Source organism: Stenotrophomonas maltophilia group sp. Smal12 (assembly GCF_037079935.1).
Taxonomy (GTDB): domain Bacteria; phylum Pseudomonadota; class Gammaproteobacteria; order Xanthomonadales; family Xanthomonadaceae; genus Stenotrophomonas; species Stenotrophomonas sepilia.
The window spans coordinates 1-21,083 of record NZ_JBAWUK010000063.1 but is presented as its reverse complement, the minus strand read 5'-3'; the positions used below and the strand labels follow the sequence as shown (position 1 = coordinate 21,083).

Annotated in this window: 21 protein-coding genes and 1 pseudogene; 6 read left to right on the top strand and 16 right to left on the bottom strand. The window is 67.8% G+C overall.

Annotated features, from left to right (window positions below; genetic code table 11):
* Positions 1–57 precede the first annotated feature (57 nt).
* From WDC87_RS19700 to WDC87_RS19685, 4 genes are read left to right on the top strand one after another with little or no spacing between them, the layout of a single operon-like run.
* On the top strand, positions 58–552 hold the full coding sequence (locus tag WDC87_RS19700; RefSeq protein WP_005415340.1) for a TPM domain-containing protein: 495 nt from the start codon (positions 58–60) through the stop codon (positions 550–552).
* A 51-nt stretch (positions 553–603) separates the two neighbouring features.
* Positions 604–1,491 (top strand): prolipoprotein diacylglyceryl transferase, encoded by an 888-nt coding sequence (gene lgt, locus WDC87_RS19695; RefSeq protein WP_005415341.1) that lies wholly within the window; start codon positions 604–606, stop codon positions 1,489–1,491.
* Positions 1,488–2,282, top strand: coding sequence for a thymidylate synthase (locus tag WDC87_RS19690; protein ID WP_252745270.1), 795 nt, complete (start codon positions 1,488–1,490; stop codon positions 2,280–2,282). The genes lgt and WDC87_RS19690 overlap by 4 nt, the downstream gene beginning before the upstream one ends.
* Before the next feature lie 5 nt (positions 2,283–2,287).
* Positions 2,288–2,779, top strand: a complete 492-nt coding sequence (locus WDC87_RS19685) for a dihydrofolate reductase (RefSeq protein WP_072167883.1) — start codon at positions 2,288–2,290, stop codon at positions 2,777–2,779.
* A gap of 86 nt (positions 2,780–2,865) precedes the next feature.
* Here WDC87_RS19685 and WDC87_RS19680 read toward each other — a convergent pair whose 3' ends face one another.
* The 10 genes and pseudogenes from WDC87_RS19680 to WDC87_RS19635 form a co-directional block, all read right to left on the bottom strand.
* Positions 2,866–3,513 (bottom strand): DUF1287 domain-containing protein, encoded by a 648-nt coding sequence (locus WDC87_RS19680; protein ID WP_088496060.1) that lies wholly within the window; start codon positions 3,511–3,513, stop codon positions 2,866–2,868.
* Positions 3,510–4,532: a symmetrical bis(5'-nucleosyl)-tetraphosphatase gene (locus WDC87_RS19675; RefSeq protein ID WP_088496059.1), complete on the bottom strand. Its 1,023-nt coding sequence runs from the start codon at positions 4,530–4,532 to the stop codon at positions 3,510–3,512. The genes WDC87_RS19680 and WDC87_RS19675 overlap by 4 nt, the downstream gene beginning before the upstream one ends.
* A gap of 15 nt (positions 4,533–4,547) precedes the next feature.
* Positions 4,548–4,931, bottom strand: coding sequence for a Co2+/Mg2+ efflux protein ApaG (gene apaG, locus WDC87_RS19670; RefSeq protein ID WP_008268668.1), 384 nt, complete (start codon positions 4,929–4,931; stop codon positions 4,548–4,550).
* 13 nt (positions 4,932–4,944) lie between these two features.
* Entirely contained in the window at positions 4,945–5,748 is an 804-nt protein-coding gene (gene rsmA, locus WDC87_RS19665; RefSeq protein WP_061478350.1) for a 16S rRNA (adenine(1518)-N(6)/adenine(1519)-N(6))-dimethyltransferase RsmA, read from the bottom strand.
* On the bottom strand, positions 5,745–6,725 hold the full coding sequence (pdxA, locus tag WDC87_RS19660; protein WP_111008015.1) for a 4-hydroxythreonine-4-phosphate dehydrogenase PdxA: 981 nt from the start codon (positions 6,723–6,725) through the stop codon (positions 5,745–5,747). Before pdxA ends, rsmA begins: the two co-directional genes overlap by 4 nt.
* A gap of 18 nt (positions 6,726–6,743) precedes the next feature.
* A pseudogene (locus tag WDC87_RS19655) lies at positions 6,744–8,072 on the bottom strand (peptidylprolyl isomerase); the annotation flags it as partial.
* Positions 8,069–10,570 carry an LPS-assembly protein LptD gene (gene lptD, locus WDC87_RS19650; RefSeq protein WP_252745272.1) on the bottom strand — a complete coding sequence of 834 codons (2,502 nt, stop codon included), beginning with the start codon at positions 10,568–10,570 and terminating at the stop codon, positions 8,069–8,071. The pseudogene WDC87_RS19655 and the gene lptD, both read right to left, overlap by 4 nt.
* 89 nt (positions 10,571–10,659) lie before the next feature.
* Positions 10,660–11,598, bottom strand: coding sequence for a histone deacetylase family protein (locus WDC87_RS19645; protein WP_188241497.1), 939 nt, complete (start codon positions 11,596–11,598; stop codon positions 10,660–10,662).
* 9 nt (positions 11,599–11,607) lie between these two features.
* Positions 11,608–12,162, bottom strand: coding sequence for a cob(I)yrinic acid a,c-diamide adenosyltransferase (locus tag WDC87_RS19640; protein ID WP_072167889.1), 555 nt, complete (start codon positions 12,160–12,162; stop codon positions 11,608–11,610).
* Between the two features lie 8 nt (positions 12,163–12,170).
* Complete coding sequence (locus WDC87_RS19635) at positions 12,171–12,755, bottom strand: hypothetical protein (protein ID WP_069139530.1); 585 nt, start codon at positions 12,753–12,755, stop codon at positions 12,171–12,173.
* A gap of 109 nt (positions 12,756–12,864) precedes the next feature.
* Between WDC87_RS19635 and ubiH the strand changes: the two genes are divergently transcribed.
* Both ubiH and WDC87_RS19625 read left to right on the top strand, forming a co-directional pair.
* Positions 12,865–14,073, top strand: coding sequence for a 2-octaprenyl-6-methoxyphenyl hydroxylase (gene ubiH / locus WDC87_RS19630; RefSeq protein WP_053500463.1), 1,209 nt, complete (start codon positions 12,865–12,867; stop codon positions 14,071–14,073).
* Positions 14,070–15,251 carry a UbiH/UbiF family hydroxylase gene (locus tag WDC87_RS19625; protein ID WP_088496055.1) on the top strand — a complete coding sequence of 394 codons (1,182 nt, stop codon included), beginning with the start codon at positions 14,070–14,072 and terminating at the stop codon, positions 15,249–15,251. Before ubiH ends, WDC87_RS19625 begins: the two co-directional genes overlap by 4 nt.
* 174 nt (positions 15,252–15,425) lie before the next feature.
* Here the strand turns inward: WDC87_RS19625 and WDC87_RS19620 are convergent, their stop codons facing one another.
* The 6 genes from WDC87_RS19620 to WDC87_RS19595 form a co-directional block, all read right to left on the bottom strand.
* Positions 15,426–15,824 (bottom strand): hypothetical protein, encoded by a 399-nt coding sequence (locus WDC87_RS19620; RefSeq protein ID WP_072167892.1) that lies wholly within the window; start codon positions 15,822–15,824, stop codon positions 15,426–15,428.
* 64 nt (positions 15,825–15,888) lie between these two features.
* Complete coding sequence (rlmM, locus tag WDC87_RS19615; RefSeq protein WP_088496053.1) at positions 15,889–16,956, bottom strand: 23S rRNA (cytidine(2498)-2'-O)-methyltransferase RlmM; 1,068 nt, start codon at positions 16,954–16,956, stop codon at positions 15,889–15,891.
* Positions 16,940–17,500, bottom strand: a complete 561-nt coding sequence (locus WDC87_RS19610; protein ID WP_252745273.1) for a nucleoside deaminase — start codon at positions 17,498–17,500, stop codon at positions 16,940–16,942. The genes rlmM and WDC87_RS19610 overlap by 17 nt, the downstream gene beginning before the upstream one ends.
* A 97-nt stretch (positions 17,501–17,597) precedes the next feature.
* Positions 17,598–18,320, bottom strand: coding sequence for a DUF6348 family protein (locus WDC87_RS19605; protein WP_252745274.1), 723 nt, complete (start codon positions 18,318–18,320; stop codon positions 17,598–17,600).
* Between the two features lie 48 nt (positions 18,321–18,368).
* A complete protein-coding gene (locus tag WDC87_RS19600; protein ID WP_252745275.1) occupies positions 18,369–19,022 on the bottom strand; it encodes a hypothetical protein in 654 nt (217 codons plus the stop codon).
* Positions 19,023–19,065: 43 nt separating this feature from the next.
* Positions 19,066–20,814: a glutamine--tRNA ligase/YqeY domain fusion protein gene (locus WDC87_RS19595; protein WP_072167896.1), complete on the bottom strand. Its 1,749-nt coding sequence runs from the start codon at positions 20,812–20,814 to the stop codon at positions 19,066–19,068.
* Positions 20,815–21,083 lie beyond the last annotated feature (269 nt).

Below are 21,083 nucleotides of genomic sequence, written 5' to 3'. Positions count from 1 at the left end.
CGGCTGGGGCGGCGGCGGTGGCCGTTCCGGTGGCGGTGGCGCTTCGGGAGGCTGGTGATGATCCAACGTCTGTTCCGTCATGTATGTTCGCCGTCGGTACGTCGCGCGTTCCCGCCAGCCACGCTGCAGGCGATCACCGAGGCCATCGCGGCCGGTGAGCAGCGCCACGGCGGTCAGGTGATGTTTGCGGTGGAGGCTGATCTGCCGCTGGCCGCGTTGTGGCACAAGGTCACCCCGAGGCAGGCCGCCGAGCATGCCTTCGCACGCCTGCGCACCTGGGACACCGCCCACAACAACGGCGTGCTGATCTACCTGCTGCTGGCCGACCATGCCATCGAGATCGTCGCCGACCGCGGCCTGCATGGCCGGGTCAGCCCGGCGCAGTGGCAGCGGGTCTGCACCCATCTGCGCGAGGGCCTGCGTGGTTCCAATCCGGTGGAAGCGCTGCAGGATGCCATCGACGAGGTCTCCAGCCTGATCGAAGGGCACTTTCCGGCCTCGACCCGGTCGAACGATGACGCGTTGCCGAACTCGCCCCAGCTCCTTGGTTGAGCCGGGGCGGCACTGGCCCGAGAATAGGCGTTCAACCGCAAGGCACCTTCCATGATCTATTTCCACGACATCGACCCCATCGCCCTCTCGCTGGGGCCGATCAAGGTGCACTGGTACGGCATCATGTACCTGCTCGGCTTCACTGCGGCCTGGCTGCTGGGCCGCACGCGCATCGCCGCCGGGCGCCTGCCGGGCGTCGATGCCAACGGCTTCTCCGACCTGTTGTTCTACGCCATGCTCGGCGTGGTGCTGGGCGGCCGCATCGGCTACATGCTGTTCTACGCGCTGGGGGATTTCCTGCACAACCCGCTGCTGCTGTTCAAGGTGTGGGACGGTGGCATGAGCTTCCATGGCGGCCTGCTGGGCGTGCTGGGTGCCTGCTGGTGGTGGTCGCGCAAGCACGCGCTGCACTTCTTCGACACCATGGATTTCATGGCGCCGCTGGTACCGCTGGGCCTGGGTTTTGGTCGCATCGGCAACTTCATCGGCGCCGAGCTGTGGGGCAAGTACACCGACGGCACGTGGGGCGTGGTGTTCCCGTCGGGCCTGCCGGCGCCGCTGAACCAGTTGGACCACGCGACCCTGCAGGCGCAGTTCGCCACCGGCGCGCTGAACCAGTTCGCCCGCCATCCCTCGCAGCTGTATGAAGCGTTCCTGGAAGGCCTGGTGATGTTCGTGGTGCTGTGGACGGTGTCGGCCAAGCCGCGCCACCGTTACCTGGTCGGCGGCCTGTTCGCGCTGATGTACGGCCTGTTCCGCTTCGCCGTCGAATTCGTACGCATGCCCGACAACGGCGTCTATGTGGCCTTCGACTGGCTGACCCGTGGCCAGATCCTCAGCCTGCCGCTCATCGCCTTCGGCCTGGTGCTGCTGGCGATGTCGCGCCGCGCGCCGGTGCTGCAGCCGCAACCGGTGATGGCTGCGGAGGGCAAGGCATGAAGGCCTACCTGGATCTGCTCGCGCATGTGCTGGAACATGGCGCGGAGAAGAGCGACCGTACCGGCACCGGTACCCGCAGCGTGTTCGGCTGGCAGATGCGTTTCAATCTGGCCGACGGCTTCCCACTGGTCACCACCAAGAAACTGCACCTGCGCTCGATCATCCACGAGCTGCTGTGGTTCCTGAAGGGCGATACCAACATCGGCTACCTGAAAGACAACCAGGTACGCATCTGGGACGAGTGGGCCGACGAGAACGGCGACCTCGGCCCGGTCTACGGCAGGCAGTGGCGCAGCTGGGCCACCGCCGATGGCCGCGAGATCGACCAGATGCAGTGGCTGGTGGACGAGATCAAGCGCAACCCCGATTCGCGCCGGCTGGTGGTCAGCGCCTGGAACGTGGGCGAGCTTTCGCAGATGGCGCTGATGCCGTGCCACAACCTGTTCCAGTTCTACGTGGTGGACGGCAAGCTCAGCTGCCAGCTGTACCAGCGCAGCGGCGACATCTTCCTCGGCGTGCCGTTCAACATCGCCAGCTATGCGCTGCTGACCCACATGGTGGCGCAGGCCACCGGCCTGGGGGTGGGCGACTTCGTGCATACGCTGGGCGACGCGCACCTGTATTCGAACCACTTCGAGCAGGCGCGCGAGCAGCTTTCGCGTGAACCGCGCGCGCTGCCGAAGCTGTGGTTGAACCCGGAGGTGACCGACCTGTTCGGCTTCCGGTTCGACGACATCCGCATCGATGGCTATGACCCGCACCCGGCGATCAAGGCGCCGGTGGCGGTGTGAGTGCCATGAAGCTCTCGATGATCGTGGCGCTGGACCGCAACCGTGGCATCGGCCAGGGCAATGCGATGCCCTGGCATCTGCCGGATGATTTCAAGCACTTCAAGGCGCTCACCCTGGGCAAGCCGATCCTGATGGGGCGCAAGACGGCCGAGTCGATCGGCCGCGTACTGCCGGGGCGGACCAACCTGGTGCTGACCCGCAGCGGCCAGGTGCCGTTCGCGGGCATGCGCGCGGTGGCGTCGCTGGACGAGGCGAAGGCGATTGCCGAAGGCGAGGGCGCCAGCGAGCTGTGCATCATCGGCGGCGGCGAGATCTTCCGTCAGCTGCTTGACCAGGCCAGCGACCTGTACCTGACCTGGGTGGATGCCGAAGTCCCCGCGGATACCCATTTCCCCGAGGTGGACGTGCAGGACTGGCGGGAAGTGAGCAGCGAGCCGCACCCGGCCGATGACCGCCACGCCTATGCGTTCCGCTTCGTGCATTACGTGCGCCGCTGAGGATGGTTTCCTGTAGAGCCGAGCCATGCTCGGCTGCTGTTGCCTGACCCCTCCCGTAGCCGAGCATGGCCCAGCACTACAGGGGCCTACGGCATCCGGTAGTGCCCGATGATCGCGTGCTGGAACAGCAGGTTCTCTTCACGCGTGCCGCGTGCGATGTTGTGCAGCACCAGCGGTGTGCCATTGGCCAGCCTCCGGTCGGAGACGATGCCGACATGCAGCAGACCGTTGCCGTTGAGCTTCCAGGCCACGATGTCACCGGCCGCATAGTCGGTGGCGAGGGCGGTGATCGGTTGCTGCCAGCCCTGCCGTTCGAACCAGCGCATCAGGTTCGGCACACGTCGATGATCAATGTTGCGGTCCGGCCGTGACAGGCCCCAGATCGCGGGATACGCGCTGAAGTTGCCGCGCATGTCTTCATGCACGCGCGCCTGCAGGTCCAGGCCCTGGCTGCGCAGGGCGCGCACCACCACGTCGGTGCACACGCCGCGATCAAGCGGGACGTCGCCGCCAGGATAGGACAGGACCTGGTAGGCGGGATCGTAACGGGTGGTGACGCCGATCTGCGCGCGCGCTGCAGCCACCAGTGGCGGCGAAGGCGCCTGTGCCTGCGAACGCGCGGGGACGGCGTTTCCGCCGCCGGTGGGAGCCGGGGCCGAAGCAGGCTGGCAGCCGCTGGCCAGGGCTAGCGTCAGCAGCAGCACCCTCCATGGTGCCCAGCCGCGTCGCGTCATGCCTGCGGCGCGGCGCCGTTGTTGTGAGGTCCACCGGAGCCCCCACCGCCACCACCTCGACGGCGACGACGGCGCGGACCACGGTTGCCCGGGTTGGCAGCAGCGGCGTTGCCGCCGCCCTGTTCCTTGCCCTGCACCGCAGTGGAGGCGCGCTCGTGCGCCGGTCGCGCCGGTGGGCGGGCGTGGGGTACGGGTGCCGGTACATCGCGGCCCGGCACCTGCACCACGCGCAGCTCGTCGGTATCGAGCTGGATCGCGGTCAGCTTGCCGCCCCAGACTGCGCCGGTGTCGATGGCGTGCACGCCCTGGGTGATGGTCAGGCCCAGCGCCGACCAGTGGCCGCAGACGATCTTGAGGTCGCGCTCGACCCGGCCCGGTACTTCGAACCAGGGGTAGAGTCCCTGTTCCTGCGTGCCGGGGGTGCCCTTGTCCTCGATGCCGATGCGCCCGCGCGGGGTGCAGTAGCGCATGCGGGTGAGCACGTTGATGATCGCGCGCGAACGGTCGTAGCCGGACAGGTTCGGCGCCCAGCTTGGCTTGTCGCCGTACATGTTGCGGAACAGCTTGCGGTAGCCGGCGCCGTGCAGCTGCACCTCGACTTCGGCAGCGTGCTTCTCTGCCATCTGCGTGGTCCACTTCGGTGCCAGGCCGGCGTGCACCATCATCCAGCCCAGCTCGCGATCCACATGCACCAGCTTCTGCAGGCGCAGCCAGTCCAGCAGTTCGTCGCGGTCCTCGGCCTGCACGATGCGCAGCAGGTCCGGGTTGACCTTGCGCTGCTCCTCTTCGGTGCGTGCACCGACGGCCAGCAGCGAAAGATCATGGTTGCCCAGCACCACCACGCTGTGCTCGCGCAGCGAATGCACCAGCCGCAGCGTCTCCAGCGACTGGCCACCACGGTTGACCAGGTCGCCGCAGAACCACAGGGTGTCCTGCGCCGGGTCGAAGCGGATCTTCTCCAGCAACCGCTGGGTAACGTCGTAGCAGCCCTGCAGGTCGCCGATCGCCCACACACTCATCGTTCGGCCTCCGTGTCAGTGCAGGGTACGCGGCACGGCCAGCACGAACGGTGCGACCGGCGCGGCAAATTCGGTGCCATCGTCGGCGACCATGTCGTAGTGCCCCTGCATGGTCCCGTGATCGGTTCCCAGCATGACACCGGACGTGTAACGGAAGTCTTCACCGGGGCGCAGCCGCGGCTGCTCGCCGATCACCCCGTCCCCATCGACATGCTCGACACGGCCATTGGCATCGGTGATGCGCCAGTGGCGTGCGACCAGGCGTGCGGCGACCCGCCCTTGGTTGTGGATGCGGATCGTGTAGGCGAACGCAAAGCGACCGTCTTCCGGCGCGGATTGATCGTCGAGGAAGCGCGGCGCGACTTCGACGGAGATGGCATATACGTCAGCGTCTTCCATACCGGCAGTGTAATCAGGAGGCATTGGCCAAAGCGATGAATTCGGCCACGTCCAGCTGTTCGGCGCGGGCATCGGGACGCACGCCGGCAGCGATGAACTGCTCGGCGGACACCACATTGTTCAGGGCATTGCGCAGCGTCTTGCGGCGCTGCCCGAAGGCGGCCTTGACCACCTCGGCGAAGCGCGTGTGGTCGTTGATGCTGATCGAGGCCGGGTCACGCGGCACCAGCCGCACCACGGCGGAATCGACCTTCGGCGGCGGCCGGAACGCGCCCGGCGGCACTACGAACAGCGAGGTCACCTGGCAGTAGGCCTGCAGCATCACGCTGAGGCGGCCATACACCTTGCTTCCGGGGCCAGCCGCCATGCGGTCGACCACTTCCTTCTGCAGCATGAAGTGCATATCGCGGATCACCGCGGCATGCTCCAGCGCATGGAACAGGATCGGCGAGGAGATGTTGTAGGGCAGGTTGCCGACCAGGCGGATCGGCTGGCCATCGGCCAGTTCGGTGAAGTCCACGCGCAGCACGTCGCGGTGGACGATGGTCAGCTCGCCCAGCGGCTCGGCGGCGGCGGTCAGCGGCGCGATCAGGTCGCGGTCGAACTCGATCACCGTCAGCTTCGGGTGCACGCGCAGCAGCGGCAGGGTGATGGCGCCCTGGCCTGGACCAATTTCAACCAGGCGGTCACCATCTTTCGGATTGACCGCCATCACGATCTTGTCGATGTAGTGGCGATCGGCCAGGAAATGCTGGCCAAGCTGCTTCTTGGCCGGTGCGGTGAACACCGGGCCGGAGGGGGAATGCGGGGAATTCATGCGCTCAGTGTACGTTGCCGCGCCAGCTGCGCACACAGCGTCGTTGCCGCCTGCAGGCTGGAAGGATCGGCGATGCCGCGGCCGGCCAGGTCCAGCGCGGTGCCATGGTCGACCGCCACGCGGGGGTAGGGCAGGCCCAGAGTCAGGTTCACCGCCTGCTCGAAGCCGGAATACTTCAGCACCGGCAGGCCCTGGTCGTGGTACATCGCCAGCACGGTGTCGAAGCCGGCCAGCTTGGCCGGCAGGAAGGCGGTGTCGGCCGGCAGCGGGCCGACCAGGTCCATGCCCTCCGCGCGCAGGCGCTGCAGCAGGGGGATGACCAGGTCCAGTTCCTCGCGTCCCAGATGGCCGTCTTCGCCGGCATGCGGGTTCAGCCCGAGCACCGCGATGCGCGGCGCAGGCAGGCCGAACTCGCGGCGCAGCGCGGCATGCACCGTACGCAGGGTGTGTTCCAAGCTGGGCGCGGTGATCGCATCGGCCACCTCGCGCAGCGGCAGGTGGGTGGTGGCCAGGGCCACGCGGACAATGTGATTGGCCAGCATCATCACCACCTTCACTCCGGCCTGGTCGGCCAGCAGTTCAGTGGTACCACTGTAGGCAATGCCGCCTTCGTTGATGACCGCCTTGTGTACCGGGCCGGTCACCACACCGTGCAGCTCACCGGACAGGCAGGCCTGGCCGGCGCCGAGCAGGGCACCGATGACCGCGCTCGCATTGGCCGGATCGGCCTGGCCGAAGTGGCTGGGCGCCGCGTTGCGGACGGCGCGCAGGCGCAGATCGCCCGGGACGCGTGCTTCGGCGTCCTCGGGCAGCAGTTGCAGGGGCAGGTTCAGCGCGGCCGCGGCCGCGCGCAGGGTGTCCGGGTCGGCGAAGGCCAGCAGCCGGCAATCTTCACGCGGCTGCTGGACGAGGCGGACACACAGCTCCGGGCCGATCCCGGCGGGCTCGCCCGGTACCAGAGCGAGCTCGGGGCGCATCGGTCAGGACTGCGGCGGAGTGGCGGTGTTTTCCGCGCGGTCGCCGCTGCGGAAACTGACGTAGGCTTCGCCACGCAGTTCCTGCAGGAAGCGGTTGTACTCGTCTTCCAGCTTCCGACGGCCGATGGTCTCGCGGACCTGGGCACGCTGGTTGTCGGTGGTCACGTCGGTCTGGCGGGTCGCCACGCGCCGCACGATGTGCCAACCGGCGTCGGTGCGGAACGGCTGGCTGACCCCACCATCCTGCAGGCCACTCACCTGCTGGCCGAAGGCCGGACCGAACGCGTCAGCCGGGAACCAGCCGAGATCACCGCCCTGGCCCTTGCTGTTGTTGTCCTCGGAAGACTCCCTGGCAACGGTCTGGAAGTCGGCGCCGCCAGCAATGCGGGCGCGCAGGGTATCGATCTTGGCCTTGGCAGCGGCATCGGTCTGGTTGTCGTCCACGCGGACCAGGATGTGGCGGCCGTGGTACTCGGTGACCGTCTGCTCACCGGCGGCGGAACTGCTGTCACGCACTTCCACCAGCTTCAGCAGCTGGAAGCCGCTCGGGCCGCGGATCGGGCCGACCACCTCGCCCGGCTTCATCTTTTCCATCAACTGGGCAAAGGCCTGCGGGATTTCATCCAGGCTGCGCCAGCCCAGATCGCCGCCTTCCAGTGCGTTCGGGCTGTCCGAATAGCGCACGGCCGCCGCGTTGAAGTCCAGCTCGCCCTTGTCCAGCAGGGCCTTCACGCCATCGGCCTTCTTCTGGCCGGTGGCGATCTGGTCGGCGTTGGCACCGTCGGGCAGGGCGATCAGGATGTGCGCCAGGTGGTACTGGTTGCCTACCGCGGCCTGCTGCTTCAGCGCGGCGTCGACTTCACCCTCGCTGACGCTGATGCGGCTCTGCGCGAAGCTCTGGCGCAGGCGCTGCACGGTGATCTCGTCACGCACCGACGCACGGAAATCGTTGAAATCGATACCGTCATGGGCCAGGCGCTGGCGCAGCGCGTCCAGGTTCGAACCGTTCTGCTGGGCAATGGCGTTCATCGCCTGGTTCAGCTCCTGGTCGCTGACACGGATCCCGCTGCCCTGGGCGCGGGCCACCTGCAGCTTGACCAGCACCAGGCGTTCGAGCACCTGGCGGCTGAGCACGTCTTCCGGCGGAAGCTGGTTTTCGCGGCCAGCGTACTGCGCCTTGATGTTGGCGATCGCACGCTGGAGCTCGCTCTGCAGGATCACGTCCTCATCGACGACGGCAGCGATGCGGTCAAGCGGCTGCGCCTCCTGGGCAAGTACCTGCAGGGGGGCGGACACGCTGGACACCGCCAGCAGCGAGGCGAGAAGAACGGGGAAGCGCTTGGTCATGGGATCAGGTTCGGATCGTAGTCATCCCGGGTCGCCCCGGTGTTGCTCGGCGGCACGAGATAGAGGTCGTCGCGGTTGTAGCCGAGGATAGCACGGCGCAGGGTACGGTCCGTGTCCTGCCCCAGGGAGCTCAGGCCCTTGAGCACGAACTCCAGCTGGATGGCGTTGTTCATCTCGCCTTCGCGGTTGCGGACGTAACGGCGGGCGACCGCACGCACGGCCAGGCAGCAGCTGTCCCACTGGACGCCGGCGATGATTTCCAGCGGTTCCTTGTCCTGCAGCGAGTAGTAGTAGCGACCGACCAGGCTCCAGCGCGCATTCAGCGGGTACAGGAACGACAGGTCGGCCTGTTCCAGCGGGGTACGGTCGTGCTTGTTGGCGGTGGCCGGGGCGCCCGAGTTGATGCGGTAGCGGTAGCTCAGGTTGATCACGCCATCGTTGGGCATCAGGTAGCGGGCACGGACGCTGGCCAGATCCTCGCGCTTGTACTTCGGGTCCCACTGGTAGGTGGCACCCAGGGTCCAGCGGTCGCTGATCATGTAGTTGCCGTCGGCGATCCACGCCGACTTGCCCTTTTCCACCGGCGCGCCGCCCGGAGTGACGGTCACCCGCGACTCGTCGAAATACTGGATCTGGCCGATCGAAGCCGAGAACCGTTCCTTGCCGGTGGTCTGGTCGATGAACCGGGTACTCAGTGCCAGGGTCAGCTGATTGGCATCGTTCTGGCGGTCGGCGCCGGTATAGCGCGAGTCGCGGAACAGCTGGCCCCAGCTGAAGGTGAAGTCACGCGTATCGAAGATCGGCAGCTCGTCCTGGTTGCGGTACGGCGTGCGCAGGTAGAACAGGCGCGGTTCCAGGGTCTGCAGGAAGGACTTGCCGCCGATACGGGTCTCGCGGTCGAAGAACAGGCCGGCGTCGATGCTGCCGATCGGCAGGCTGCGGCTGGGCGAGGTGTTGCCGCGCAGCTGTTCCGGTGTGGCGGTGTTCGGGTCGATGCCCTGCGAACGCAGGATCTGGCCACGGATACCGTCCACGCCGTCGGCCAGGCCGCGATCCAGCTGGTAGGCGGTATAGCGGTAGGCCAGGGTCGGCGTGATGTACCAGGCCGCGCCGCTGATCGGGAACGACACGTACGGCTTCACGTCCAGACGCGAGCCGCCGCTCACATTCAAGCCCTCGGTCTTCCGGCGACCGTTGCGCGTGTACTGCAGGTCGGGTCCCGCATCAGCGCCGTACTTGAAGTTGATGTCGTCGTGTGTGAAGCGCACGGCTTCGGCATAGATGCCGGTTTCCAGCCACGGCAGGACCGGCTTGTCCCAGTTGAGGTACAGGCGCGGCTGGCGGTTGTACGGCAGCGCGCCTTCATCGAGCGTGTAGTCGGTCAGCTGCCAGCGGTCGGCCATGATGCCGGCCGTCCAGTTCCGGCCGGTGCCGTACAGGCCCACGGTGCTCTGCAGGTTCGAGGCAGTCACCCCGACCAGGCGGTTGGCGAAGTCCTCGACATAGCGCTCGTCGCTGACCCAGGCCAGGTTGGCGCGGGCCTGCCAGTGGCTGTCCACGTTGTGGTAACCGCTGAACATCACCCGGCCGCGGTCGCGGTCGCGCAGCTTGTCGTTGGGCATGAACGCGGTCAGCAGTTCACCGCGGCCGCCGTTGTAGAGATAGCGGAACTCGTTGTCGAGCATCAGGCCGCGCCGGCTCATGTAGCGCGGGGTCAACGTGTCGTCGTAGTTCGGCGCCAGGTTGAAGTAGATCGGCTGTGCGTAGTCGAAACCGTTGCGCCCGGACATGCCCAGCTGCGGGAACAGCAGGCCGGTCTTGCGGCGGTCGTCGATCGGGAACTTGAAGTACGGCGCCCACAGCACCGGTACCTTGCCGATCCGCAGCACGGCGTTGCGGGCGGTGCCGAAGCCCTCGTCGTTGTCCACTTCGATCTGCGGCGCCGACAGTTTCCACACCGGCTGTGACGGGTCGCAGGTGGTGTAGGTGGAGCGGTGCATCTGGCCGACCGCGCCCTGCAGGTCGACCGACTCGGCATCGCCGTTGCCGCGGCGCGACACCAGCTGGTACTTGATGTCGGTGATCTTGTGGGTGTCGCTTTCCTGGTTGCCCTCGGCGCGCTTGGCGACCATGCGGATCGAGGAGTCCTGGTAGCGGACATTGCCGTCGGCGATGTAGTTGCCGCTCTCGGTATCGAAGCTGAGCTTGTCGGTGCCGACGAACTGGTCGCCGCGGCGCAGGGCCACGTTGCCTTCGTACTGCGGCACGGTGGTCGTGCCCAGCAGCTGGTCACCCTCGATGTCGGTCGGCTGCTGCTCGCGCGCAGCGCTGGCGGCGGCCTTGTCCTGCCCCGGGACCGGGGTGGGGGCATCGGTGAACGCGGGAATCACGTCGGTAGCCGGGCACAGGCCCCAGTTGAGCGGCTTTTCATCGGCCATTGCCGGCAGGCAGATGGCGATGCTCAGAGGCAGGGGAAGCAGGCGGAGGGCTCGGCGCACGCGGTTCGGATTCGGGCGAAAACGGACGGTAGCTTGCCCCATCCCTTGCATAGGGGCAATGAAGGACGCCGGAGCCTGCCGGCTCGGGTTCATCCGGAGATGCTGCCGGGAGGGGGCAGCAGCAGGGCCCGGACATGGGCCACGCTGCACTCGGCAAGGGCCTGCAGGTCATAGCCGCCTTCCAGCATCGAGACCACCCGGCCGGCCGCATGGCGGCGCGCCAGCGCATGCAGTTCCCGGGTGATCCAGGCGAAATCGTCGGTTTCAAGCATCAGGTCGGCCTGCGGGTCGCGCAGGTGGGCATCGAAGCCGGCCGAGATCAGCAGCAGCTGAGGGCGGAAGTCGTCGATGGCCGGCAGCATCTCGTCGGCCCACACGTTGCGGAAGCGGAAACCGCCACTGCCGGGGGGCAGCAGGATGTTCATCAGGTTGCCGGCACCGCGGTCGCGGCGCAGGCCGGAATTGGGGAACAGGCCGGCCTGGTGGGTGCTGTAGTACGAGACCCGGGCGTCGTGCTGGAAGATGTCCTGGGTGCCGTTGCCATGGTGGACATCGAAATCGACCACCGCGATCCGCTCCAGCCCATGGCGGTCGCGGGCATGGGCTGCGGCAATGGCAATGTTGTTGAGCAGGCAGAAGCCCATCGCGGTGCTGCTGGTGGCGTGGTGGCCCGGGGGCCGCACCGCGCAGAACGCCAGCGGATCCTCGCCCAGCATCACTGCATCGACCGCGGCCACCCCGGCGCCGGCGGCGTGCACGGCGGCACTGGCCGAGCCCGGCGAGGTCCAGGTGTCCATGTCCAGCTGGCGCAGCGGCGCGCTCTGCGGCTGCAGCACGAAGTCGAGCAGGGCACTGTCGTGGACCCGGGTCAGTTCGCCGAACTTGGCCGGCGGCGCCTCGCGCCAGTCGAGCTGGCCGGGGAACGCGGCGTGCAGGGCATCGAGTACTTGCTGCAGGCGTTGCGGGCACTCCGGATGGCCAGGGCCGGGGTCATGCAGCAGGCAGGACGGATGGGTGAAGACCAGCATCGTGCCGACTCAGCGCTGGCGCTGCTGTGGCTGCCACAGCGCTTCGCCATGGCCGTCGGCGCGGGCCAGTACGCGGGCCAGCACGAACAACAGGTCCGACAGCCGGTTGAGGTACTGCAACGCCTCGCTGCGCACGGCTTCGTGGCGGGCCAGGGTGACCGTCTCGCGCTCGGCGCGGCGGACGATGGTGCGGGCCAGGTGGCAGCGTGCGGCGGCCTCGCCACCGGCCGGCAGGATGAACTCCTTCAACATCGGCAGGTTGGCGTTGTAGTGGTCCAGCTGCTGTTCCAGTGCCGAGACATCGGCGGCGTGGATGGCGGCGTGGCCGGGGATGCACAGCTCGGCACCCAGGTCGAACAGTTGGTGCTGCAGATGCACCACCAGCGCGCGGACATCCTCGGGCAGCGCGGTGGCAAGCAGCAGGCCAAGCGCAGCGTTGGCTTCATCGACGGTGCCGTAGGACGCCACCCGGGCGTCGTCCTTGCCGACGCGCTGGCCGTCGCCGAGGCCGGTACTGCCGTCGTCGCCGGTGCGGGTATAGATGCGCGAGAGGCGATGACCCATGGCGCGGCTCAGTGCCGGATGTCGCGGCGGGCCTGCTGGAGCTTCAGTACCTGCTCCACGGCCAGCTGCAATGCCGCCGCCAGCGCCACGTAGATCGCGGTGGTGCGCAGGTAGGGGCCGAACCATTGTGCGTAGTTCTGCGCCCAGCCGGCCAGCGTCGGCTCGGCCACGTTGCGGGTGGTCCAGTAGAAACCGCCCTGCGCCAGCAGGTGGCAGACCGCCACCGAGGCCACCAGCAGCAGCGTACCCTTGGCCAGCACCGGCCAGCGTGCGCCCTGGTAGTTGCGGCCCAGCAGCATGCCGCCGGCCCACAGCGAGAAGTATGCCGGCAGCAGCAGCCAGTAACCCGGCGACACGCAGTAGTGCTGCCAGAAATCCAGGCCGCTGCTGCGGATCACGATCCAGTCCACCAGCACGGCGAACACCATCAACAGCGGAAACGCCCAGCGTGTCCACGTGGCCAGGTAGAAGCCACCGATGAAGAACACCGCCCAGGAGGCATCGGGGATCGCCGCGAAGTGGTTGACCCGGGTCGCCGCCAGCAACAGCACAAGGACGGACAGGACGAAGGCGCGGTTGGCGGTGGCGGACATGGCAGCGGGCCCGGAGCGGATTCAGGTTTCATTCTAGCCCGCCGCGCCGGTTGGCGCAGGTCGGGTGATGTTGGGTGTTCGGGCAGGGCGAGCGCGTATCATGAACATCATGAGTGAACGACATGACGTGCTGATCGTCGGTGGTGGCCTGGTCGGTGCCAGCCTGGCCATCGCCCTGGACCGCCTGGGCCGCGATGTGGGCCTGCTCGAGGCCAGCCCGGCCGGCGAGCTGCCGGCGGTATTCGACCAGCGCAACCTCAGTTTTGCCGCTGCCACGGTCAATGCGCTGACCGCGCTGGGGGTCATGCAGAAGCTGGCGATGGCGCCGGGCCCGATCCGCCGCATCCACGTCAGCCGCGCCGGCGATTTCGGCCGCGTGCAGCTGGAGGCTTCCGACTACGACCGGCCGTGGTTCGGCCAGGTGGTGGTGGCGCGGGACTTCGGCCAGGCGCTGGAAGCGCGCCTGCAGGAGCTGCCGCGGCTGCGGCGCTACCGGCCCATGCGCTTCCTGGGCCTGGGCGAGGTGGTCGATGGCTACCGCCAGGTGCGGGTGGCCGACGAGACCGGCGAACGCGTGCTGCAGGCCCGGCTGGTGGTGGGGGCCGATGGCACGACCAGTGGCGTGCGCGGCGCGCTCGGCATCGAGGTCGACCGCCATGATTTCCAGCAGACCCTGTTCGTGGCCCGCGTGCGCAGCCAGCGCGCGCCGGACGGCACCGCCTGGGAGCGCTTCACCGATACCGGCCCGACCGCCCTGCTGCCGCGTGGTGATCGCCACTTCGGCACCGTGCACGGTGTTGCGCGCGACCAGGCCGATGCGGTGATGGCGCTGGACGATGCGGCTTGGCTGCAACGCCTGCAGAACGCGATCGGCTGGCGCGCCGGCCGGCTGCTCGAATCCGGCCCGCGCAGTGCTTATCCGCTCATCCAGGTGCTGGCGCGCGCGTTGGCCGGAGAGCGCGCGGTGCTGCTCGGCAATGCCGCGCAGACCATCCATCCGCTGGGGGCGCAGGGCTTCAACCTGGGCCTGCGCGATGCGCTGACCCTGGCTGAACTGCTGGAGGATGCGCATGAGGATGCCGGCAGCGATGCACTGCTGCAGGCCTATGTCGCGCGCCGCGAAGAGGACCGCCGGCAGACGGTGGCGTTCTCCGGCGGGCTTGCGCGCCTGACCAGCAATCCGGCGCCGTTGATGCGGCCGCTGCGCAGCCTCGGCCTGGTGGCCGCGCAGCGCGCCTCGGTGCAATCGATGCTGGTCGGTGGTGCGATGGGCTTCCGCGGCGAGGTGCCGCGGCTGTGCCGTGGAGAAGCGGCATGAGCCGGCGCGCGCGTCTTGATGTGGCCATCATCGGCGGTGGCGTGGTCGGTGCCGCGTGTGCGCTGGCGCTGGCTGATGCTGGCCTGTCGGTGGCGCTGGTGGAAGGTCGCGAACCGGCGCCGTGGCAGGCCGCACAGCCGGACCTGCGCGTGTTCGCCTTCGCTGCCGACAACGTACAGCTGCTGAATCGTCTTGGTGTGTGGCCGGCGATCGCGCAGGCCCGTGCATGGCCCTACCGGCGCATGCAGGTGTGGGACGCTGCCGGTGGCGAGGATCTGCTGTTCGACGCCGATCGCTTCGGCCGTCGCGAACTGGGCTACATCGTCGAGAACGGGCTGCTGCAGGACCGCCTGTGGTCGGCGCTGCCGGCGGCGGGTGTGCAGCTGCACTGCCCGGCACGGGTGGACGCGCTGGAGCAGGACGAGGACGGCGTGCGCCTGCGCCTGGATGACGGGCGTCGCCTGGAAGCGGCGTTGGCGGTGGCCGCCGACGGCGCCGAATCGACCCTCCGCCAGCTGGCCGGGATCGAGGTGGAACGCCATGACTACCACCAGCGTGGCGTGGTGGCCTACGTGGACAGCGATCTTCCCAACCAGGCCACGGCCTGGCAGCGCTTTCTGCCAAGCGGGCCGCTGGCGTTGTTGCCGGTGGCCGAACGCCGCAGCTCGATCGTCTGGACCCTGCCCGAGGACGAGGCGGCGCGTGTTCTGGCGCTGGACGAGGACAGCTTCAACCGCGAACTGACCCGCGCCTTCGCGGCACGCCTGGGTGAGCTGCGGTTGGCCTCATCGCGTGCGGCATTCCCGCTGCGCCGCCAGCTGGCCCGTCACTACGTGGCCGGTCGTGTGCTGGCGTTGGGTGACGCGGCGCATGTGGTGCATCCGCTGGCCGGGCAGGGCGTGAACCTGGGGCTGCGTGATGTCGCCGCCCTGCAGCAGTGGCTGGCACCCTCGGCAGAGCGCCGCGGCCAACCGCGGCTGTCGCCGCAGCGCCTGCAGCGCTGGGCACGTGAACGGCGGAGCGACAACCACATCGCCGCCTACAGCTTCGATGCGATCAACCGCCTGTTCTCCAACGACGAAATGCACCTGACCCTGGCCCGGGGCCGTGCGCTGGGCTGCGTCGGCCGATGGCCGCCGCTGGTGCAGGCGTTCTGGAAGCGCGCCGCCGGCGTCTGACCGGAATTCAGACCGCACGACGCGACGGGCGTCGCTGGCGTGTTACCAACCACGGGACGCCGCTTTGGCACCTACCGATAGCGGATCGTGCGCGCGCCGTCGGTGATCAAAAAAGGGGACGGAGGGGATTAAGTCGTATGTGCACATACGACTTAATCCCCTCCGTCCCCTTTTTCAATCCACCAGCCAACCGGCCAGGTCTGCACGATCCAGCTTGCCGCGACGCTTCACGTCCAACGCATTGAACTCATCGGCCAGCGCCGGGTTGGCCTGTGCTTCCTCGCGGCTGATGAAACCGTCGCCATTCACGTCAAGGTCGCTGAAGCGGATGCGGTACTGGCCAACCACGCTGCTGGGTTCCAGCGAGCGCACGGTCACCTGTGCCTCGCCGGCCGGCTGCGGAATATCGACGCTGCCGGTGACGCGGCCGGCATCCAGGGGCTGCTGACGGATGGCGCCGCCGGTCGGGCCCAGCGGCTGGCTCTGCGCAGGGGTGGACGGACCATGCTGGGCCATCGCCGGTACCGAAGCCAGCAGGGTGGCCACCAGCACGGCGGAACGGGGAAGGTTCATGACAGGCTCCTTGCCAGAGGGTACCGGGAGCGTACTCCCGGCAACCTGTGCCGCCGATGACGGATCAGCGCAGCGGCGAGGCCAGCACGGTGATCTCTTCACGATCGTGATAGAGCTGCTTGGCGCGCACCACCAGCGGCTTGCCGGCCTGGTCCTGGAACAGGTCCAGGCACAGCCGGGTCTCGTCCCAGCGCTTCTTCATCGGCAGCTTCAGATTGAAGATCGCATGCCTGCACCAGCCCTCGCGGAACCAGGTGGCCATGCGTTCGGCGACGCGGCGCGGCTGCTCGACCATGTCGCAGACCATCCAGTCCAACGGTTGTTCCGGATGCCAGTGGAAGCCATCGGCGCGCAGGTGCTCGACCAGGCCGGTGTCCAGCACGTGCTGGCGCAGCGGGCCATTGTCGATGCTCAGCACGTGCATGTGCTGCCGGGTGAGCACCCAGGTCCAGCCACCTGGGGCGGCGCCAAGGTCGGCCGCGCGCATGCCGGGCTTGGCCAGCGTCTCGCGTTCTTCCGGCGTCAGCAGGGTCAGCAGCGCTTCGTCCAGCTTCAGCGCCGAACGCGAAGGCGCTTCGGGCAGCAGCTTCAGGCGCGGAATGCCCAGTGCCCACGGCGCGCTGTCGGCCGGGTCGGCCACGCAGACGAAGGCGTGGGTACCGTCGACGAACACCACATGCAGGCGCGGCAGGCGGGTGTTCGGCTTGTCGCTGAGCTTGCCGGCCTTGCGCAGCGCCGGGCGCAACGCGTTGCCGAAGGCACGCGCCAGCCCGGACAACGGCTTGCCAGCGTCGGAATCGGGATGCTCCACCCACAGGTCGCCGAAGCGCGGCGCATCGGCCAGCACCTCCAGCATCGGCGTGATGCGGTCGGCCGGATCCAGCTGTGGCAGCTCAGCGAGCACAACCAGCTTCTGCCGCGCGAAGATCAGTTCGCGCCAGCGCAGGCGCGGTGCCAGCGCCGCGGCCTCGTCGCACATGAACAGCACGTAGCCGTCATTGCGCTGGGTGCGCGCATAACCGGCGAAACCGGCTTCGCCGGCACGGAACTGCAGTTCGCCGGCCAGCTCGGGCTCGAAACCCTGCCGGCACAGGCACAGCAGGCCGATGCCGGTTTCAGTAACGGGCGCCATCGCTTTCCCCATAGGCACGCAGCACGCTGCGCGCGGCGTCGCGGTTCAGGCCCTGCACCACTTCGATGCCACGCTTGTTGAGCTCGCCGACCCAGTCGGCCGGCAGCGGGCCTTCGTCGAACGGGGTCAGTTCTTCGACGTCGGCTGCACTGGCACCGATCAGCAGGCGGTCGATGCCCGCCCATACGGTGGCGCCGTAGCACTGGCAGCATGGCTGCGAACTGGTGGCCAGGGTGACCGGCGACAGCACCGCGTTCAGGCGCGGGGTCTGCAGGCGCTGCTGGGCCAGCATGGAGGCCATGTTCTCGGCATGCGCCAGCGAAGTGGCGTGCGGCATCACCCGGTTCACGCCGGCGGCGATCACCTTGTCATCCGGGCCGAACACCACGGCGCCGAACGGGCCGCCACTGGCGTGCTCGACGTTCAACCGCGACAGCTCGATCGCCAGCGCGACCTTGGCCTCATCGCCCGGATATCGACGATCCAGGTCGATCTGGTCGTGGATCCAGGCGGGAAGGGTCAGGTGGACTTGCGCGTACAGCATCGCGGGGGTGCCTCGTAGGGAATGGAAGAAGGTGCGGTTGCTTGGGAAACCGGCGCGCAGTGTAGCCGCACCGGCCTGTATCGGGTGTGGCGGTGGGTCAGCCGGGCGAGCCGGTGCGGATCACCACGTACTGCTTGCGGAACTCCAGCCCGGCCTGCGGCCAGCTGGCGGCATACGCGCGCAGCAATGGCAGGGCAGCGGCGAAGTCGTGGCCATTGACCCGGCAATCGACCTCGCACTGGCCATCGGCATCGCGCGAGGCGAACAGGCGGATGGCCAGGAACGGGCGCGCTTTCAGCAGTTCGTCGAAGGCGTCCATGCTCCTGGTGAACAGGCAGCACGGACAGGACCCATGGTCGTCCTCGCTGCAGGTGCTGGCGTCCACCTCGTGCTCGCGGTAATGCGCCAGCGGACCCAGCACCACGGTGCGTTCGTGTTCCTGGCCGTCATCGCCGGCCGGATAGGTCAGGCCCATCATCGGCAGGCCCTGTGCGTCTTCGGCGCCGATCGCGGTCTGCAGGGTCACCAGGTCCACCCGTGCCCAGGCCTGGAAGCCGGCCAGCAGCGATGCCTGTTCATCGGTACCGTTGGCGTGCTGGTACTCGAACAGGCCGTCAGCGAACAGCAGCGGATGCTGGCTTTCGATGACGGTGGAGGTCTGCCAGCCGCCGTTGTCGCGCGCGTGTGCGGCCATCGCATGTGGGGTCAGGCGCAGTCCGCTGTCCAGCAGCAGCGCGTTGCCGTCGATGCGGCTGGCGACGCTGGCGTCCTGCAGCGCCTGCTGCAGCAGTGGGAGGAGGGCGGTGGACGTCGTGGTCATGTCGGGCCTGTGGATGGATCGGGTGGAGCATCCAGGCCGGGCCTGGTGCTAGCGGTTGAGCGCATCCAGTTCGGCGCGATAGCGCTGCGCGTCGGACTGCTGCTGCGGGTCGTTGCCGTGGTCGCGCAGCCAGCTTTCCAGCTCGCGGCGATAGTCCGCGCGGAAACCGGCATTGCCCGGGCTGAAGTGCAGCTTGCGCGCCGCCACCTCCACCCGCTCGCGCGCGCTGGCACGGGCTTGCGCGATGCCGTGCGGCGATTCGTTGGTGAGGATGACGAAGTTGCGTGGGAAGCCCGGCGTGTACTTCACGACGAACGGCTGGTCCTGCGCAGGGATACGGATGGCGTTCTCCAGCGGCCACAGCGAGGCGGTGTTGGTATGGAACACCACCTCCACGTCGCGGCCCTTGGCGGTGCGCAACACCGCTTCGTAACGCCAGATGTACTGTTCGTTGAGCGTGGAATTGGTTTCCTCGGCCTTCACGATCACGGCTTCACCGCGCTCGCCCACCGCATTGAGGAAAGTGGCGTTGAGGAAGCTGCCGAGGAAGATGTTGAGCATCGCCAGCGGAAACACCACGATGGCGTAGACCGGCGAACGCCGCCACCACGAGACCAGCCCGGCCAACACCATTGCTGCAAAGAACGTCAGCAGCGGATGCTGCGAGATGAACCAGAGCAGGGCGGACAGGGCGGTGATCATCGTCGGAAGTGTGCGGGCGCCATCCCGGCGCCCGCGCAGGTCCTCAGGCCGACCAGGTGTCGCGCAGGGTCACGCTGCGGTTGAACACCGGCTTGGCTTCGGTGTGATCGCGGCGGTCGGCGACGAAATAGCCGGTGCGCTCGAACTGGAACGACTGCTCCGGTGCGGCGCTGGCTGCGGCCGGCTCGACATAGCCGGTGACGGTACGGCGCGACTCCGGGTTCAGGTAGTCGCGGTAGGTCTTGCCTTCCGATTCGTCATCCGGGTTCGGCACCGAGAACAGGCGGTCGTACAGGCGGATCTCGGCCGGCACGCCGTGCACGGCGCTGACCCAGTGGATGGTGCCCTTGACCTTGCGGTTGGCGCCTTCCATGCCCGGACGCGATTCCGGATCGAGCCAGCCGCGCAGTTCGATGATGGTGCCGTCGGCATCCTTGATCACTTCGTCGCAGCGGATGATGCCGGCGCCACGCAGGCGCACTTCGCCGCCCGGCACCAGGCGCTTCCAGCCCTTCGGCGGCACTTCGGCGAAGTCCTCGCGATCGATCCACACTTCGCGGGCGAACGGAACTTCGCGGCTGCCGAAGCTCTCGTCCTTCGGGTGGTTGCTGAAGGTCAGCAGTTCTTCGTGGCCTTCCGGAAGGTTGGTCAGCACCAGCTTGACCGGATCGACCACCGCCATGCGGCGTGGTGCGGCGCTGTCGAGGTCCTCGCGCAGTGCACCTTCCAGCACGCTGAAGTCGATCAGCGAATTCTGCTTGCTGATGCCCACGCGCTCGGCGAACAGGCGCATCGCGGCCGGGGTGTAGCCACGGCGGCGCAGGCCCTGCAGGGTCGGCATGCGCGGGTCTTCCCAGCCGTCCACCAGCTGTTCGGTGACCAGCGCCATCAGCTTGCGCTTGCTCATCACCGTGTAGTTGATGTTCAGGCGCGAGAACTCGATCTGGCGCGGCTTGGCCGCTTCGCGTGGCAGCCCGGCATCGACCAGCGGCTGGGTCAGCGCGTGGTCATGGGCGAAATCGACGTTGTCCACGCACCAGTCGTACAGCGGGCGGTGGTCTTCGAATTCCAGCGTGCACAGCGAGTGGGTGATGCCCTCGATCGAATCACCCAGCGCATGGGCGAAGTCGTACATCGGGTAGATTGGCCACGCGTTGCCGGTGTTCTGGTGCTCGACGTGCTTGATGCGGTACAGCGCAGGATCGCGCAGGTTGATGTTGCCGCTGGCCATGTCGATCTTCGCGCGCAGGGTGCGCGCGCCATCCGGGAATTCACCGGCGCGCATGCGGCGGAACAGGTCGAGGTTTTCCTCGACGCTGCGGTCGCGCCATGGCGACGGACGGCCCGGCTCGGTCAGGGTGCCGCGGTAGGCGCGCACTTCTTCAGCCGACAGGTCGCAGACATAGGCCTTGCCCTGTTCGATCAGCTTCTCGGCGGCCAGGTAATAGGCCTGGAAGTAGTCCGAAGCATGGCGCAGCTCGTTCCACTCAAAGCCCAGCCAGCGCACGTCGTCCTGGATCGCGGCCACGTATTCCGGATCTTCCTTGGCCGGGTTGGTGTCGTCGAAGCGCAGGTTGCAGACGCCGCTGAACTCGCCGGCGATGCCGAAGTTCAGGCAGATCGACTTGGCATGACCGATGTGCAGGTAGCCGTTCGGCTCCGGCGGGAAGCGGGTCTTGATCGCCTGGTGCTTTCCGCTGGCCAGGTCCTCGCGCACGATCTGGCGGATGAAATCGCGCTTCTCGTGGCTGTCGGCGGGGGTCTCGGGGCTGGCGGGGGTGTGCTCGGACATGAGTCGGCGAAAAGAAAGGCAGAAAGACCAACAGTCTAGCGCGTACCGGGCAGAACTGCCGGGGGTGGCGGGCCCCCCGGCCGCCCCCCCCCGCCCCCATCCCCGTTGGGGGGCCCCCGCGGCGCCCCCCAAGAATCCCCCCCCCCCACCAAAAACAACCCACCCCGCCGTGTAGTCCCTTGCCCCCGGCCCGGCCCCACCACAAACATCTTTTATACTCTACAAAAAAATTTAACACACACTTTTAAAAAAAAACACACCAATAATTT

Excerpts from the sequence above, each read along its gene's own strand:
- WDC87_RS19610 (WP_252745273.1), bottom strand. The coding sequence starts at position 17,500 with ATGCTGTACGCGCAAGTCCACCTGACCCTTCCCGCCTGGATCCACGAC.
- WDC87_RS19640 (WP_072167889.1), bottom strand. The coding sequence starts at position 12,162 with ATGGGTCATCGCCTCTCGCGCATCTATACCCGCACCGGCGACGACGGC.
- WDC87_RS19645 (WP_188241497.1), bottom strand. The coding sequence starts at position 11,598 with ATGCTGGTCTTCACCCATCCGTCCTGCCTGCTGCATGACCCCGGCCCT.
- WDC87_RS19635 (WP_069139530.1), bottom strand. The coding sequence starts at position 12,755 with ATGTCCGCCACCGCCAACCGCGCCTTCGTCCTGTCCGTCCTTGTGCTG.
- WDC87_RS19685 (WP_072167883.1), top strand. The coding sequence starts at position 2,288 with ATGAAGCTCTCGATGATCGTGGCGCTGGACCGCAACCGTGGCATCGGC.
- rsmA (WP_061478350.1), bottom strand. The coding sequence starts at position 5,748 with ATGAATTCCCCGCATTCCCCCTCCGGCCCGGTGTTCACCGCACCGGCC.
- apaG (WP_008268668.1), bottom strand. The coding sequence starts at position 4,931 with ATGGAAGACGCTGACGTATATGCCATCTCCGTCGAAGTCGCGCCGCGC.
- WDC87_RS19675 (WP_088496059.1), bottom strand. The coding sequence starts at position 4,532 with ATGAGTGTGTGGGCGATCGGCGACCTGCAGGGCTGCTACGACGTTACC.
- WDC87_RS19595 (WP_072167896.1), bottom strand. The coding sequence starts at position 20,814 with ATGTCCGAGCACACCCCCGCCAGCCCCGAGACCCCCGCCGACAGCCAC.
- WDC87_RS19620 (WP_072167892.1), bottom strand. The coding sequence starts at position 15,824 with ATGAACCTTCCCCGTTCCGCCGTGCTGGTGGCCACCCTGCTGGCTTCG.
- WDC87_RS19605 (WP_252745274.1), bottom strand. The coding sequence starts at position 18,320 with ATGACCACGACGTCCACCGCCCTCCTCCCACTGCTGCAGCAGGCGCTG.
- ubiH (WP_053500463.1), top strand. The coding sequence starts at position 12,865 with ATGAGTGAACGACATGACGTGCTGATCGTCGGTGGTGGCCTGGTCGGT.
- WDC87_RS19680 (WP_088496060.1), bottom strand. The coding sequence starts at position 3,513 with ATGACGCGACGCGGCTGGGCACCATGGAGGGTGCTGCTGCTGACGCTA.
- WDC87_RS19700 (WP_005415340.1), top strand. The coding sequence starts at position 58 with ATGATCCAACGTCTGTTCCGTCATGTATGTTCGCCGTCGGTACGTCGC.
- WDC87_RS19600 (WP_252745275.1), bottom strand. The coding sequence starts at position 19,022 with ATGATCACCGCCCTGTCCGCCCTGCTCTGGTTCATCTCGCAGCATCCG.
- WDC87_RS19625 (WP_088496055.1), top strand. The coding sequence starts at position 14,070 with ATGAGCCGGCGCGCGCGTCTTGATGTGGCCATCATCGGCGGTGGCGTG.
- rlmM (WP_088496053.1), bottom strand. The coding sequence starts at position 16,956 with ATGGCGCCCGTTACTGAAACCGGCATCGGCCTGCTGTGCCTGTGCCGG.
- WDC87_RS19690 (WP_252745270.1), top strand. The coding sequence starts at position 1,488 with ATGAAGGCCTACCTGGATCTGCTCGCGCATGTGCTGGAACATGGCGCG.
- pdxA (WP_111008015.1), bottom strand. The coding sequence starts at position 6,725 with ATGCGCCCCGAGCTCGCTCTGGTACCGGGCGAGCCCGCCGGGATCGGC.
- lgt (WP_005415341.1), top strand. The coding sequence starts at position 604 with ATGATCTATTTCCACGACATCGACCCCATCGCCCTCTCGCTGGGGCCG.